Source organism: Rothia sp. BD8, assembly GCF_044878465.1.
In the GTDB taxonomy this organism is placed as follows: Bacteria; Actinomycetota; Actinomycetes; order Actinomycetales; family Micrococcaceae; genus Rothia; species Rothia kristinae.
In genome coordinates, this window is the sequence record NZ_JANJES010000017.1 from 1 (window position 1) to 14,922 (window position 14,922).

A 14,922-nucleotide genomic window follows, 5' to 3' on the forward strand; every position below is an offset into this window, starting at 1 on the left:
GTTGCCGCGCAGATCCTCCCGGTTCTCCAGGACCCCGGCGGCCAGGCCCAGGGCGCGGGCCCGCACCTCCCGCTGGGTCCCCTCCCCCGCGGCGTCGGCCCGCCGGGCCCGGCCCGGGGGCCCCCCCGCCCCCCCCCCCCGCCCCCCCCCCCCCCCCCCCCCCCCCCCCCCCCCCCCCCCCCCCCCCCCCCCCCCCCCCCCCCCCCCCCCCCCCCCCCCCCCCCCCCCCCCCCCCCCCCCCCCCCCCCCCCCCCCCCCCCCCCCCCCCCCCCCCCCCCCCCCCCCCCCCGGGGGCCGCCCCCCCCCCCCCCCCCCCCCCCCGGCCCCCCGCGGGGGGGGGGCCCGGCCGTCGTCGGTGGAACGGGCCCTACTGCTGGCGCACCAGGTTGCGCAGCACGTACTGCAGGATCCCGCCGTTGCGGTAGTACTCCCGCTCCCCCGGGGTGTCGATGCGCACGACGGCGTCGAACTCGGTGGTCTTGCCCTCCGGGTGCTCGGCGGTCACGTGCACCGTCTTGGGGGTGCGGCCCTCGTTCAGCTCGGTGACTCCCGTGATGGAGAAGGTCTCCGTGCCGTCCAGGCCCAGGGACTCGTGGGACTCCCCGGCCGGGAACTGCAGCGGCAGCACGCCCATGCCGATCAGGTTGGAGCGGTGGATGCGCTCGAAGGACTCGGTGATCACCGCGCGCACCCCCAGCAGCCGGGTGCCCTTGGCCGCCCAGTCGCGGGAGGACCCGGTGCCGTACTCCTTGCCACCGAGCACCACCAGCGGGGTGTTCTCCTCCGCGTAGTGCTGCGCGGCGTCGTAGACCGCGGCCTGCTCGCCGTCGCGGGTGAAGTCGCGGGTGAACCCGCCCTCCACGCCGTCCAGCAGCTGGTTCTTGATGCGGATGTTGGCGAAGGTGCCCCGGATCATGACCTCGTGGTTGCCGCGCCGGGATCCGTAGGAGTTGAAGTCCTTGCGCTGCACCCCGTGGGAGGTCAGGTACTGCCCCGCGGGGGTGTCCGTCTTGAAGGAGCCCGCCGGGGAGATGTGGTCCGTGGTCACCGAATCCCCGAGCTTGAGCAGCACCCGGGCGCCGTGGATGTCCTCCACCGGCTCCGGGTCCATGGCCATGCCCTCGAAGTACGGGGGCTTGCGCACGTAGGTGGACTCCTCATCCCACTCGAAGGTGTCTCCGGTGGGGGTGTCCAGGGACTGCCAGCGCTCGTCGCCGTCGAAGATCGTGCCGTACTCGGTGGTGTACGCCTCCGTGGACACGGAGTCGTCGATGATCTTCTGCACCTCGGTCGGGTCCGGCCAGATGTCCTTGAGGAACACGTCGTTGCCGTCCGGGTCCTGGCCCAGGGGGTCGTTCTCGAAGTCGAAGTCCATGGACCCGGCCAGGGCGTAGGCGATGACCAGCGGCGGGGACGCCAGGTAGTTCATCTTCACGTCCGGGTTGATCCGGCCCTCGAAGTTCCGGTTGCCGGAGAGCACCGAGGTGACCGAGAGGTCCTTCTCGTTCACCGCCTGGGAGACCTCGTCCTCCAGGGGCCCGGAGTTGCCGATGCAGGTGGTGCAGCCGTAGCCGACCACGTAGAACCCGACCTTCTCCAGGTCCGGCAGCAGCCCGGCCTTCTCGTAGTAGTCCGTGACCACCTTGGAGCCCGGGGCGATCGAGGTCTTGACCCACGGCTTGGAGGTCAGACCCTTGGCCGCGGCGTTGCGGGCCAGCACACCGGCGGCCATCATCACGGACGGGTTGGAGGTGTTGGTGCAGGAGGTGATCGAGGCGATCGCCACCGCGCCGTGGTCCATCTCGAACTCGCGGCCATCCGGCATCGAGACCTCGATGGGATCCGAGGCGCGACCCTCCGCCCCGGCGGCGGCCGAGACGGTCGCGCGCGGGCGCTCCTGCTCCTCCTGCTCCTCGGTCGCGGAGTGGCTCGGGGCGTCCGAGGCGGGGAAGGACTCCTTCTCCTGCTCGGAGACGTCCTCGTGCACGTAGTTGGTCAGGTCCGAGCGGAACTGCTCCTTGGCCTTGGTCAGCTCGATGCGGTCCTGCGGGCGCTTCGGGCCGGCGATGGACGGGACCACGGTGGACAGGTCCAGCTCCAGGTACTCCGAGTAGGCGACCTCCTGGGAGGGGTCGTGCCACAGGCCCTGCTCCTTGGTGTACTTCTCCACCAGGGCCACCTGCTCCTCCGAGCGCCCGGTCAGGCGCAGGTAGTCCAGGGTGACCTCGTCGATCGGGAACATCGCGGCGGTGGAGCCGAACTCGGGGCTCATGTTGCCGATGGTCGCGCGGTTGGCCAGGGGCACCTCGGAGACGCCCTCGCCGTAGAACTCCACGAACTTGCCGACCACGCCCTGCTCGCGCAGCATCTGGGTGATGGTCAGCACGACGTCGGTCGCGGTGGAGCCGGCCGGGATCTTGCCGGTGAGCTTGAAGCCCACGACCTTCGGGATCAGCATGGACACGGGCTGGCCGAGCATAGCGGCCTCCGCCTCGATGCCGCCCACGCCCCAGCCCAGCACGCCCAGGCCGTTGACCATGGTGGTGTGGGAGTCGGTGCCGACCAGGGTGTCCGGGTAGGCGCGCAGGACGCCGTCGACCTCACGGGCCATGATGGTGCGGGCCAGGTACTCGATGTTGACCTGGTGCACGATGCCCATGCCCGGGGGCACGACCTTGAAGTCCTCGAAGGCCGTCTGACCCCAGCGCAGGAACTTGTACCGCTCGCCGTTGCGCTGGTACTCGATGTCCATGTTGCGCTCGATCGCGTCCTTGTTGCCGAAGGAGTCGATCTGCACGGAGTGGTCGATGACCAGCTCGGCCGGGGCCAGCGGGTTGATCTTGTTCGGATCCCCGCCCAGCTCCTTGACGGCCTCGCGCATGGTCGCCAGGTCCACGATGCAGGGCACGCCGGTGAAGTCCTGCATGATCACCCGCGCGGGGGTGAACTGGATCTCGGTGTCGGGCTCCGCGGTGGGGTCCCAGGAGGCCAGCGCCCGGATGTGGTCCTCGGTGATGTTGGCACCGTCCTCGGTGCGCAGCAGGTTCTCCAGCAGAACCTTGAGGCTGTAGGGCAGGTTCTGGGAACCCTCGACCTTGTCCAGCCGGTAGATCTCGTACTCGGTGCCGTCGACGTCCAGGACGTCCTTGGAACCGAAGCTGTCCACGGTGCTCATTGCGTGGCACTCCTCTCGCCGCTTCATGGTCCAGGCCCAGCTGCCGTCCTCGTCCGGTGGGATCCCAGCGGTCGCGTGCCCGTGAGTGGGGCGCCTTCGCCTTCTTCCGGTGTGTGATGCAGACCTTTGGAGACACAGTGACGCTAAGCCTTCGCCGTGCAGTCTACCCGCTCACCCCCGCCACCCCAGCATCGGGACGTAGCCGAGGCCACATCCGTCGGGGCGCGTCCGGCGGCAGGGCACGGCGCGGCCCCTCCCCTGACGCGGCCCACCGTTCAGCTCGCGCTCAGTGGGAGCGGTCCGGGCCCGGCTGGAAGACGGCGACGGCCTCCAGATGGTGGGTCTCGGGGTACAGGTCCAGTCCCCGCACCGCCGTGGGCTCCCAGCCGTCCGCGCGCAGGAAGCCGGCGTCCCGGCCCAGGGCCGCCGGGTCGCAGGCCACGTACACGATGCGCCGCGCCCCGCAGGCGGCCAGCCGCCGCATCACGGCGCGCCCGGCCCCGTCCCGCGGAGGATCCAGCACGACGACGTCGGGAGTCCCGGTGCGGGGCCTGCCGGTCAGGGCCCGCTCCACCGCGGCGCGCTGGGCGATGACCTTCGCCCCCCGCGAGCCCTCGGTGCGGGCCGGACCCTGTCCTGCCAGATTGTGCCGGGCGTCCCCGGAGGTGACCGGGGAGCCCTCCACGGACCACACCGTGCCGCCCGCACCCACCTGGTCCGCGGCCAGCGCCGCGAACAGCCCGGCCCCGCCGTACAGGTCCCACACGGTGTCCGCCGGGCGGACGTCGGCCAGCTGCCGGACGGTCTCGGTCAGGGCGGCCGGGGCCAGCCGGTGGTTCTGCCAGAACCCGCCCGCACCCACGCGGAAGCGCAGCGGGGCGGGGGCATCGGGCCGGTCCGGGCTCGGCACGGGGAGGGTCTCCACCACGTGGTCATCCCCGCGCAGCACGATCGGCTGGGGCCGGGGGCCGCGGCGTCCGGGGATGCGCGCCGGCTGCAGGACCGCGGAGACCTCGACGTCGGCCGGGCAGGCATCCAGGGCCACATCCAGCTCCCGGCCCAGCGGCGCCAGATCCTGCGTGTCCGGGGCGGCCGTGAACAGGATCAGCGGCCGGCTAGCCGAGCCCGCACCCGCCGAGGGGGCGGCGACGTCGATCCGGGAGACCCCAGGGAAGCGCCCCGCGCCCAGGCCCAGCTCCTGGATCTCCCGCACCGCCAGGGGGAAGCGCTCCACCGGGATGACCCGCTCCTCGTGGTAGGGGTGCATCCCGGGGCGGCCCTCGTCGTCCACGGCGAAGTGCACCCGGGTGCGCCAGCCGCCGTGAGCCCCGGAGGGCTCCGGGTCGGAGTGCCCCTGCCGGTCCGAGCTCCCCGCGGCGGCCAGCACGGCCGGGTCCGCGAGCGCCGCGGGATCGACGACCGTCAGCTGCTCCAGCAGGGGGTCCGCGGGATCCATCCCGCCCAGGCGCACCAGCTGCTCGCGCAGCACGTCGGCCTTCAGCAGGCGCTGGCGCTCGGGGCGGATGTGCCCGTACTCCATGCCGCCGACCGGGTGCAGGGTGAGCAGGGCATCGGCGGCGGGCCACGGGTGCTCGCGCCGGTCCGGGGAGGCCTCCAGGACCTCGAGCAGCCGGGCCTCGGCGTAGCGGCCCTTCGGGCCCAGGCCGGTGACCTCCACCAGCACGGATTCGCCGGGGATCCCGTGGCGCACGAACACCACGCGGTTCTCGTGCCGACCCAGCGCCGCCCCGCCGTGGGCCATGCCGGTCAGGCGCACCGCGAACTCGTCGCCGATCCTCATCGCTGTCCTTCCGCCGTCTGCGTCGTCTCCGAGGCCGCCGGTTCGCCCGGGGCCTGCCCGTCCACGACCCGCGGGGTCTGCGTCGGATCGGGCACGTCCTGCCCGTCCTCGCGGCCCAGCCGCCAGGGCACCACCGCGGTGATCACCCCGGGCTCGCGGCGCAGGGCCCGCACCAGCCGCCGGGAGAGCCGGTGGTGCAGCAGGGCCTGCCACCAGTGCTCCACCACGTAGTCCGGGATGTAGACCACGACGACGTCGCGCGGGGAGCGCTTCAGGAAGCGGCGCACGTGGCGCACCACGGGGGCCACCGGGTCCCGGAAGGGCGCGGCGAGGATCGTCAGGGGCACGGGCACCTCGTAGCGGTCCCACAGGGCTCGGATGCGGTGGGTGCGGGTCTCGTCGATGTTCAGCACCAGCGCCTCGATGCTGGAGGGCCGGGAGGCCCTGGCGTAGGCCAGGGCCCGCAGCGCGGGCAGACGCAGCCGCGGGATGACGACCATCGCGTGCGCCCGGGAGGGTAGGGCCTTCAGGGGGTTGTTCTCGCGCACGGCCAGCTCCTCATCGACTCGCTCGTAATGGCTCTTGATCCGCAGACACAGCCAGGTTCCCACGAGCACGACCAGGACCGTGACCCAGGCGCCCTGCACGAGCTTGGTCACCAGCACGATCAGCAGCCCGAGCACGGTCGCGGCGAAGCCCACGCAGGTGACCAGCTGGTCGCGGATCAGCCGCTTGCGGGGCAGCCGGTCCAGGACCAGGCGGATGCTGCGGTGCCGGGTGCGGATCACGGCCGCCTGGGTCAGGGACATCGAGAACAGCACGCCCAGCACGTACAGCTGGATGAGGTCGTTGACCTGGGCGCCGAAGGCCAGGACCACGAGGCAGGCCGCGACCCCGAGCAGCAGCACGGCGTTGGCGTAGACGGCGCGGTTGAGCCGGGCGTTCAGGTGCACGGGCAGGTAGCCGCGCCGTGCCATCGCGGAGGCCAGAACCGGGAAGCCCGAGTAGGCCGCCGCCGGGGCCACCAGCAGCACCAGGACCGTGGCGATGGGCACCAGCGCCCCCAGCAGCCCGTCGCCGAAGACCGCCCGGGAGACCTGGGCCAGCAGGGGCATCTGGTGCAGGTCCGCCGGGGCCGTCGCCCCGTCGATGACCAGCTGGCGCGGGTCCATGACGACGACGGCGCCGGTGGCCCGGACCAGGTGCAGCACCGCGACCAGGAAGACCGCGGAGACCAGCCCCATGGCCAGGAGGGTCTGGGAGGCGCCGCGTGCCCGGGGGCGGCGGAAGAACCGGGCGGAGTTGGACACCGATTCCACGCCGGTCAGGCCCACCGCGCCCGAGGAGAAGGCCCGCAGCACCAGCAGTGCCAGCCCGGCGCCGGTGGCCACGGATTCCACCTGGCGGCCCGGCTGGATGCCGTAGTCCGCGCTCGGGGCGGGTCCGAGGGTGCCCGCGGCGTCCTGGGCCAGCCCGACGGCCACCAGCACCGCCACCAGCAGGACGAACAGGTAGGCGGGCACGGGGTTCAGCCGCCCGATCAGGCCGATCCCGCGCAGGCGCACCGCGGTGAGCACGGCGATGATGACCAGGCAGATCCCCACCCGGTGCCCGGCCAGCGAGGGCAGCAGGGTCACCAGGTAGGAGGAGGCCGCCGCGGCGGAGACGGCCGCGGTCAGCACGAAGTCGAACAGCAGGCTGACCCCCGCCGCGGTGCCCGCTCGGGGTCCCAGCCGATCCGAGACCACCTGGAAGTCCCCGCCGGAGCGGGCGACCTCACGCAGGTTGTACCGGTAGGTGCCGATCACCAGCAGCAGGGTCACCGCGATGAGCAACCCCACCCACGGGGCCAGGCTCAGCGCGGCCGTGCCCGCCAGGGCCAGGACCATGACGACCTCGTCCGGGGAGTAGGCCAGGGAGGAGACGCCGTCGGCGCCGAACAGGGGCATGGCCTGGCGCCGAGGCAGGGAGAGCCGACGCAGCCGCTCGGTCTCCTGGGGAGCGCCGAGGACCGCGTCGCGCAGACGGGAGCCCGGGGTTCGCACAGGCCCACGCTACCCCACCGCCTCGGGGTGCGCCGGGAGGGGACGGGTGCACTACTGTGGAGCTCGGACCCGACCGCTCACCGCCCCCGTACCGCCCCGGAAGGACTGATCCCGCCGTGCCGCACTTCGTCATCATGGGTGCCGGGCGCGTGGGCGTGATGCTCGCCCACTCCCTGGAGACCGCCGGGCACACCGTGTCCGTGATCGACCGGGACGAGGCGGCCTTCCGGCGCCTGCGCGCGGACTTCCAGGGCCGCCAGATCACCGGCATCGGCTTCGACCGGGACACGCTGCGCCGGGCCGGCATCGAGCAGGCCTACGCCTTCGCCGCCGTCTCCTCCGGGGACAACTCCAACATCCTGGCCTCCCGGGTGGCCCGGGAGACCTTCAAGGTCCAGCACGTGGTCGCCCGGATCAACGACCCGAATCGCGCGGAGTTCTACCAGCGCCTGGGCATCCCCACGGTCGCCGCGGTGCGCTGGTCCACGGACCAGGTGCTGCGCCGGATCCTGCCCGAGCAGGACGTCACCGGGGACTACCGGGAGGCCTCCGGGCGGCTGGTGCTGGCCGAGCTGAAGCTGCACCCGGCCTGGGCGGGCCTGCCGCTGGAGCGCATCGAGGCCGCAGCGGAGGTGCGCATCGCGTTCATCACCCGCTTCGGCGAGGGCCAGCTGCCCGGCCCCGACACCAGCTACCAGCAGGGCGACGTCGTGCACGCGATGCTGCGCACCCAGGAGGTGGACGAGGTCGCGAAGGTCTTCGCGAATCCGCCGCAGGATCCGGAGGAGCAGGAGTACCGGGAGGACGATCGGCCCCGCCGGGCGCTGCGCCGGCGCGGGGAGGGAAGGAGCTAGCGGTGCAGGTGCTGATCGTGGGCGCGGGATCCGTGGGATCCTCGATCGCCCGGGAGCTGCTGACCCACGGCCACGAGGTGACCCTCGTGGACGAGAAGCCCGAGGCCATCGGGCGCTCCAACCTGCAGGGCGCCTCGTGGCTGATCGGGGACGCCTGCGAGCTGTCCGTGCTGCGCGCGGCCGCCCCGCAGTCCGCGGACGTGATCGTCGCGACCACCGGAGATGACAAGTCCAACCTCGTCGTCTCCCTGCTGGCCCGCTCCGAGTTCGGGGTGCCGCGCACCATCGCCCGGGTCAACAACCCCAAGAACGAGTGGCTGTTCGACGACGCCTGGGGAGTGGACGTGGCCGTGTCCACCCCGCGGCTGATGACGGCGCTGGTCGAGGAGGCCGTGGAGGTCGGCGGCGTCGTGCGGCTGCTGAACCTGCAGGCCGGCGGGGCCACCCTCATCGAGTACACCGTGCCCCACGGGCACGGGTTCATCGGCACGGAGGTCGGCGCGATCGAGTGGCCCGAGCAGACCACCCTGGTGGCGATCCTGCGCGACGGGATCCCGATCACCCCCAGCGACGACGACGTCCTGGAGGGCGATGACGAGCTGTTCTTCATCACCACCGCCCACGGGGAGCGGGAGCTGCAGCTGACCTTCAACCGCGCCGCGGGCGAGGCCGGGACCGAGGATCAGGGGGTCAGGCAGGTTCCGGACCGCGATCAGACGGCCCACGGTCAGGAGCTGTAGCCGGGCGGGAGATCAGCCACCCCAGCCACAGCACGAGCAGGTAGAACGGGGTGCCCATGACGATCCGGGCGGCCCCGAGCGGCCCCACCAGATCAGCCGCGTACAGGGGCAGCTGCACCGCCAGGCGCAGGGCCAGCATCCCCGCGAAGACCACCGTGGCCCACTGGTAGGCCCGCAGCCGCTCGGGCCGGGAGCGCCAGGCCGTGCCCTCCCCGCGCAGGAAACCGTAGAACAGCCCGATCACGGGCCAGCGGGCGACCATCGAGACGAGGGCGCCGAGCAGATAGAGGCCGTTGATCCAGAAGCCGGGCACGAAGTAGTCCGCGGCCTGGCCGGTGAAGCGAGCGAATCCGGCGCACACCAGCACTCCCGCGGCCCCGGCCAGGGACTGCAGGAGGCTGCCGCGCTGGGCCAGGCGCAGCAGGGCGGCCGCGAGGGCCGCGGCCACGGCCACCCACAGGGCGTGGCCCAGGTGCTGGGTGAAAAGGTAGACGACGAGGAAGACCAGGCTGGGCAGCACGGACTCCGCGATCCCCCGCCACCCGCCGACGGCGTGCAGCAGGTCGATGCGGCCCTGCTCGTCCCGGCGGAAGGTTCCGGAGGCGCCGTAGGAGGCGGCCAGGGTGCGCCCGAGGGAGTCCGGTGAGGCCCCGTCGGACTCGGGGTGCTGGGGCGAACGCTGTCCGGGGTCCTGGGTCACGGGTCCGGGGTCCTTTCCTGGGCGGGTCGGTCGACGCCGGTCACGGGGTGTGCCGGGAGACGATCTCGTAGCGGGGATTGTAGATGACCGGGCCGACCGCATCCCGGGCGAGCATCCCGGAGCAGCGCAGCCGCGTCCCGGCGTCGAGCCCGGGGACGCTGCGCTGGCCGTGCCAGATCAGGCGGACCCGGGCCCCCGGGGCCAGCGGACCGGGGGCGTCGGAGAGCTCCGGGGTGTCCATCGCGATCGCGGAGGTCGGCGCGGCGAAGGAGCCGCGGGCCGCCTTGGTCTGGGCGCTGACCACGGTGCGCAGGGACTGGCGGATCTCCACCTCGGCCTCGTAGCGCGGCAGGGCCCCGATCGGCTGGAGGCGCACCTCGCTGATCCGCCCCTCCACGAGCACCCGCACCCGCGGCCTCATCCCCGGCTGGTGGGACATGGACCCGTGCACCGGCAGGTACTCGGCGGTGCCGCCGCGCCGCTCGGGCCGGGGCGGGGTCGGCACCTCAGCCAATCTGGGTGACCTCGGGACCGCGCTGCGGGACCTGCAGGTCCGGCTCCTCCTGGGGCTCGGTGCGACGCACGGCCTCGGCGGGGACCTCCAGGGGCAGCAGGTCCCGCGGGGCCATCGGCTCGCGCCCGCGCACCACGACGATGCCGCGGAACAGCTCCTCCATGCGGGCGGCGGCCTGCTCCTGCACGGCCGCGTCCCCGGTGAACACCCCGCGCAGGAACCAGCGCGGCCCGTCCACCCCGACGAAGCGGGCCACGCGCAGGCCCCGCTGCCCGTCCGGCAGGCTGGCCGGGATCTTGGCCAGCACCTGGCGCCCGAAGGACCCTTCGGTGATGTCCACCATGCCCTGCTGGGAGCGCACGGACTCGGCCAGCTCGGTGCGGATCTGGGGCCACAGCCCGCGGGACTTCGGCGCGGCGAAGGCCTGGACCTGCACGCTGGCCTGACCCTCCTCCAGCGTCACGGCCACGACCCGCTGGGACTTCTGATCCACGTCCAGGCGCAGGTTCACCCCGGGTTCGCGGCGGATGCGCAGCCCGCCCAGGTCGATGAACCCCTCCAGGTCCGCCGCGTCGACCTCGGCGAGGTCGAAGGGCCCGGTCTGGGCCCGCTGGGAGGTCCGCTCCTCGGTCTCGGAAGGGGCCTGGGCCTCCCCCGCGGCGTCGCTGACCTCGGCCTGCGACGCCGCGGGGTCCTTCCATGCGTCATCCTTCCGCGCGGCGTCCTTCTGCTCGTCGACCGCCGGCTCCTGCTCGGCCTGGTCCTTCTTCTTCCTGCCGAATCCCAGCATGCTGCCTCAGCCTCTCCTCGTCGTCTTGGTCGTGTGCCGACCCGGTGCCTGGTCGCGTCGGTGGTGTCGTCAGCGGGTCCCGCTGGAGCCGAAGCCGCCGGCGCCGCGGGCGGCGGGTTCGTCCTCGGCGGCCAGCGTCGGCACGAGCGTGAACGCGGCGGTCTCGTGGCGCTGCACCACCAGCTGCGCGATGCGGTCCCCGCGGCGGATCGCGAAGGGCTCGCTGCGGTCGGTGTTCAGCAGGGTCACCACGATCTCTCCCCGGTATCCCGAGTCCACCGTGCCGGGGGCATTGAGCACGGTGACGCCGTGCTTCAGGGCCAGTCCGGAGCGCGGGTGCACCAGCCCCACCAGGCCGCGGGGCAGGGCCAGGGCGACGCCGGTGGGCACGGCGGCCCGGTGGCCCGGTTCGATCACGAGGTCCACCCGGCTGCGCAGGTCCGCGCCGGCGTCTCCGGGGTGGGCGTAGCTCGGCGGGTCCAGCTCGGGGTCCAGCAGCTGCAGCGGGATCTCGGTGGTCTGGCTCATGGTCTCGGGAGCACTTCCTCGGTGGACGGGATGCGAAAAGACGGCGTGTGGCCGGGGCGCCAGCCTCCCGTCTGCCGCTCGCGCCGCGGCACCCGGACGGCGTCGGGGGCCCGTAGGCCACTGTAGTTCACCGGACGGGGAACCGGCGGGGCGGGACCCTGCCGCACCGCCCGGCCCCCGGGCCGCGGGGCGTGCGGGGTCGGGTTCGTGAGATCCTGGAGGCATGTCAGCATCCCTGCCCACCCCGCACGATGACGCCCCCGCCTCTTCCCCGGCCGTGACGGCTCCCGGGGAGGTGCTGTTCCGGGAGAAGCTGGTTCCCTCGGTGGGAACCTGGATCCTGGTGGTGGTCTTCGGCCTGGCCGTGTTCCTCATCGGGGCCCCCATCAGCATCCCGATCGGCACCGCCGTGGCCGTCGTCCTGGCGGGCCTGCTCGGGGTGATCCTCACGGCCACCTCCCCGGTCCTGGAGGTCACCCAGGACTCCCTGCAGGTGGGCCGGGCCCACATCGAACGGCGCTACGTCGGGCGGGCCGAGGCATTCCGCGGGGACGCCGCTCGGATCGCGGCGGGGCCGGCCGCGGACGGACGGGCCTACATGTGCTTCCGCCCGTGGGTCTCCCCCGTGGTGCGCATCCGCATCGAGGATCCCGCGGACCCCACCCCCTACTGGCTGGCCAACGCCCGGCACCCGGAGGACCTGGTGCGGGCCCTGGGCGGGGATCCGGACGAGCAGGACGAGCACGCCCTGGAGTACACCGAGCCGGCCGCCTCCCCGGAGGACAACCCCGGGTGGCGCCGCTGAGACTGCCCGCGCGAACGGCGGCCTTCGGGTCCGGCGGCGCCGCCGACGCAGCCGGAACGGGCGAGAGCCCGGCGGATCATGGCGGATCCGCCGGGCCCTCGCCGGTCTGGGGAGGCGCGAGCCTCAGCCCTCGCACTCCACGCAGTAGTACAGGCCGTCCTCCTCGCGGGCGATCTGCGAGCGGTGGCGGACCAGGAAGCAGGAGGCGCAGGTGAACTCGTCCTGCTGGGCGGGCAGCACGACGACGGAGAGCTCCTCGTGGGACAGATCTGCCCCGGGCAGCTCGAAGCTCTCCGCGGCGGCGTTCTCGTCCTCGTCGACGACGTTGGACTGCTGATCCCCGCGGTGGGACTTCAGCTCCTCGATGGAGTCGGCGCTGGTCTCTTCGTCCTGCTTGCGGGGGGCGTCGTAATCGGTGGCCATTGGGTGAGTCACCCTTTCGATGTCGGGGGACCCGCTCTCCTCGATGAGAGCCGGTCGTGACGGATGTGCGGTCCGTTCGGCACGCGATGCTGCCCCTCGGATTCGCGGTGCAGGGGACGGTGCGGCGCCGGTAACGCGACGATTGAACACCATCGGACACACCGTGTCCAGCCGAGGCGCGCGCACGGCGTCGTCAGGGGCGGAAACAGGCCCCGCACCTGCCCGAATCCGCGCGGAGCGAACGGGTACTCTGGTCAGTGATACCCTCGCGGGAGCCGTCATCGCCGAGCCCGGCGCCGGGGCGGCGGGCCCGGCGGACGGTCACGATGTCGAAGGAGAGCCGATGCAGCAGTTGCGATTCGTAGGGGTGCACGATGACGGGCAGCACCTCATCCTGGAGACCCCGGATGGCGAGCAGCGCTTCAGCGCGCCCCTCGACTCCGACCTGCGCAACGCCGTGGTCAAGGCCCGTCGCGCCCATCCGGCCCGGGGGCTGTCCGGCAACGGGGTCTTCGGGCCCCGGGACATCCAGACCCGGTTCCGCCAGGGGGCCAGCGTGGATGAGATCGTGGCCGAGTCCGGGTGGAAGCCGGAGCGGGTGCGCCGCTACGAATGGCCGATCCTCGCCGAGCGCTCCCACATCGTCGCCGAGGCCAAGGCCGTGGCGGTGACCCCGCTGCACGCCGAGCGCACCGCCGTCTCGACCCGTCCGAGCCTGCACGAGCAGATCGTGGCCGTGCGGGAGGACTGGGGCTTCGCCGAGGGCGACGCCCAGTGGAACTCCTGGCAGCGCGAGGACGGGCAGTGGAACGTCTCGGTGTCCGTGGACTACTCCCCCGCGGCCCTGGGGCAGCTGCCCGACGGCGCCGAGTTCCCGGCTCGCTTCGTCTACAACCCCGCCAACCAGACCGTGACCGCGGCCAACGCCGTCGCCGAGTTCCTCCTGGGCCGCGAGACCGGAGGGCAGGAGGCGACGGGCCAGCCCTCCCCCGGCCCGCAGGAGCTGGACGATCAGGCGCAGGATCCGGAGGCCCCGGAGGCGGACGAGTCCGCCCCGGCCGGGCAGGATCCCGCCCCGTCGGAATCCGCGACGGCCGAGACCGACCCGGCCGAGCGTGCGGAGCTGCGCACGGTGCCGGAGCCCACGCAGGACGCCCAGGACGAGCTGCTGGAGGAGCTGCAGCGGCGTCGCGGCCGGGCGGCCGGAACCGATCCCTCCTCCGACGCCCGCGTGCAGAGCCTCGCCGAGCGGATGGGCGAGGATGCCTCCGCCCCGGAGGAGACCGATCCTCGGGCCGACGAAGACGCCGACCACGGCCGGCACCCCGGCGCCGGGGCTCAGCGGGGCTCCGGCCGGCGTCCCTCCGTGCCCAGCTGGGACGACATCGTCTTCGGCGGTCGGCACTGATCCACACCCCCGCACGCTCCCGGGCCGCCCGCCGGACGGGATCGGCATCGACCACGACCGCACCTGATATGGGACAGTGACTTCATGGCCAAGAAACGGCGTCGTCGCGACAGCGCACAGGACCCCGCGGCCCCGCACGGCGGATCCGAGGACTCCGCCGCCCGGGAGGCCGCGGGCGCCGAGGAGTCGGCTCCGCAGACGGAGGCGACCGAGCAGGTCGCCGCGCAGGAGGAGCGCGAGGCGCTGGCACCGGGCTACGAGTACGTGGACGATGCGACCGCACAGACCGCGACGGGTCAGCCCACCGAGCCGATGGTGAGTCTGAACGATGAGCTGTTCGGCCCGCAGCTGCCCGACGATCCGGAGGCCACCGCTCAGCGGCGCCGCTGGGCGCGCCGACGCCGGCAGCAGACCGCGGCATCCGCGACGGATTCCCCCAGGACCGGGGCGACGCCGGGGCTCGATGGGGTCGCACCCGTCACGGCCGCCCGGGAGACCGCCTCGGCTCCCGAGCAGTCGGCGCCGGAAGCCCCGGATCAGGATGCGGGGCCGGCCCCGGCTCGGCGCGGGCGGGCCGGGCGGATCGCGGCCCTGGCCGGTCTGGCCGTGATCGGTCTCGGCATCGGCGCCGGGGCGACCTACCTCTACCAGCAGCGCGGGGACCAGCCAGCCCCCGCCCCGACCTCCTCGGCGCCGCGCACCACCTCGAGCTCACCCTCCCCCAGCAGCGCGCAGCCGACCCGGCAGGAGACCAGCCCGGCCCCGCAGCCCACGGTCATCGAGCCTCCGCAGCAGGGGGAGATCTCGGTGGCGCCGCAGCCGACCCAGGAGCCCACGCAGGCGCCGACCACCAGCGCCGCGCCGAGCCCGGAGCCGACCGAGGAGCCTACAACACCGGAGCCGACCCAGGAGCCCACGCAGGAGCCGACATCCGCCCCGGCGCCCGAGCCCACGACCCAGGCGCCCGCCCCGAGCACCCAGGCCCCGGCCCCGACCAACCCCGGCGGGCAGCAGCCCACCCAGGACACCCGCGGGCAGGGTGGACAGGATCAGGGCGCGCAGGATGAGAACGCGCAGTCGGGGCAGGACGCGGGCACCGCGGGCGGCTCCGGCGGGTAGGTCTGCCGCGGACGGTGGAG

13 protein-coding genes are annotated in these 14,922 nt (G+C 73.5%); 5 read left to right on the forward strand and 8 right to left on the reverse strand.

The annotated features are described in order from the left end of the window. Window positions 1-367: 367 nt before the first annotated feature. The 3 genes from acnA to NQ707_RS10070 all read right to left on the reverse strand — a co-directional run bounded on the left by acnA (window position 368) and on the right by NQ707_RS10070 (window position 7,021). Window positions 368-3,175 carry an aconitate hydratase AcnA gene (acnA, locus tag NQ707_RS10060; RefSeq protein WP_058730302.1) on the reverse strand — a complete coding sequence of 936 codons (2,808 nt, stop codon included), beginning with the start codon at window positions 3,173-3,175 and terminating at the stop codon, window positions 368-370. 286 nt (window positions 3,176-3,461) lie between these two features. Continuing rightward, the gene (locus NQ707_RS10065; RefSeq protein ID WP_404435684.1) at window positions 3,462-4,976 is read right to left on the reverse strand and encodes a class I SAM-dependent RNA methyltransferase; all 1,515 of its coding nucleotides are present in this window, start codon (window positions 4,974-4,976) and stop codon (window positions 3,462-3,464) included. Further along, a complete protein-coding gene (locus NQ707_RS10070) occupies window positions 4,973-7,021 on the reverse strand; it encodes an APC family permease (protein WP_404435686.1) in 2,049 nt (682 codons plus the stop codon). Before NQ707_RS10070 ends, NQ707_RS10065 begins: the two co-directional genes overlap by 4 nt. Window positions 7,022-7,137: 116 nt before the next feature. Between NQ707_RS10070 and NQ707_RS10075 the strand changes: the two genes are divergently transcribed. Both NQ707_RS10075 and NQ707_RS10080 read left to right on the forward strand, forming a co-directional pair. Next, complete coding sequence (locus tag NQ707_RS10075) at window positions 7,138-7,875, forward strand: TrkA family potassium uptake protein (RefSeq protein WP_058730299.1); 738 nt, start codon at window positions 7,138-7,140, stop codon at window positions 7,873-7,875. 2 nt (window positions 7,876-7,877) lie between these two features. Beyond that, entirely contained in the window at window positions 7,878-8,615 is a 738-nt protein-coding gene (locus NQ707_RS10080) for a TrkA family potassium uptake protein (RefSeq protein ID WP_064725255.1), read from the forward strand. Here NQ707_RS10080 and NQ707_RS10085 read toward each other — a convergent pair. From NQ707_RS10085 to dut, 4 genes are all read right to left on the reverse strand, one after another. Continuing rightward, the gene (locus NQ707_RS10085) at window positions 8,566-9,315 is read right to left on the reverse strand and encodes a DUF3159 domain-containing protein (RefSeq protein WP_064725256.1); all 750 of its coding nucleotides are present in this window, start codon (window positions 9,313-9,315) and stop codon (window positions 8,566-8,568) included. The two genes, NQ707_RS10080 and NQ707_RS10085, sit on opposite strands and share 50 nt — an antisense overlap. Window positions 9,316-9,355: 40 nt before the next feature. Then, complete coding sequence (locus tag NQ707_RS10090; RefSeq protein WP_061225476.1) at window positions 9,356-9,820, reverse strand: hypothetical protein; 465 nt, start codon at window positions 9,818-9,820, stop codon at window positions 9,356-9,358. A gap of 1 nt (window position 9,821) precedes the next feature. After that, window positions 9,822-10,619 (reverse strand): DUF3710 domain-containing protein, encoded by a 798-nt coding sequence (locus NQ707_RS10095; protein ID WP_081275463.1) that lies wholly within the window; start codon window positions 10,617-10,619, stop codon window positions 9,822-9,824. 69 nt (window positions 10,620-10,688) lie between these two features. After that, window positions 10,689-11,147 carry a dUTP diphosphatase gene (dut, locus tag NQ707_RS10100; protein ID WP_064725257.1) on the reverse strand — a complete coding sequence of 153 codons (459 nt, stop codon included), beginning with the start codon at window positions 11,145-11,147 and terminating at the stop codon, window positions 10,689-10,691. Between the two features lie 223 nt (window positions 11,148-11,370). Here dut and NQ707_RS10105 point away from each other — a divergent pair, with 223 nt between their 5' ends. Continuing rightward, complete coding sequence (locus NQ707_RS10105; protein ID WP_081101582.1) at window positions 11,371-11,952, forward strand: DUF3093 domain-containing protein; 582 nt, start codon at window positions 11,371-11,373, stop codon at window positions 11,950-11,952. Window positions 11,953-12,075: 123 nt separating this feature from the next. Here the strand turns inward: NQ707_RS10105 and NQ707_RS10110 are convergent, their stop codons facing one another. After that, a complete protein-coding gene (locus NQ707_RS10110) occupies window positions 12,076-12,375 on the reverse strand; it encodes a DUF4193 domain-containing protein (RefSeq protein ID WP_058731643.1) in 300 nt (99 codons plus the stop codon). A 343-nt stretch (window positions 12,376-12,718) separates the two neighbouring features. Here NQ707_RS10110 and sepH point away from each other — a divergent pair, with 343 nt between their 5' ends. Then, window positions 12,719-13,783, forward strand: coding sequence for a septation protein SepH (gene sepH / locus NQ707_RS10115; RefSeq protein ID WP_404435690.1), 1,065 nt, complete (start codon window positions 12,719-12,721; stop codon window positions 13,781-13,783). 84 nt (window positions 13,784-13,867) lie between these two features. Beyond that, window positions 13,868-14,902, forward strand: coding sequence for a hypothetical protein (locus tag NQ707_RS10120; protein ID WP_064725259.1), 1,035 nt, complete (start codon window positions 13,868-13,870; stop codon window positions 14,900-14,902). The last annotated feature ends 20 nt before the right edge of the window (window positions 14,903-14,922 follow it).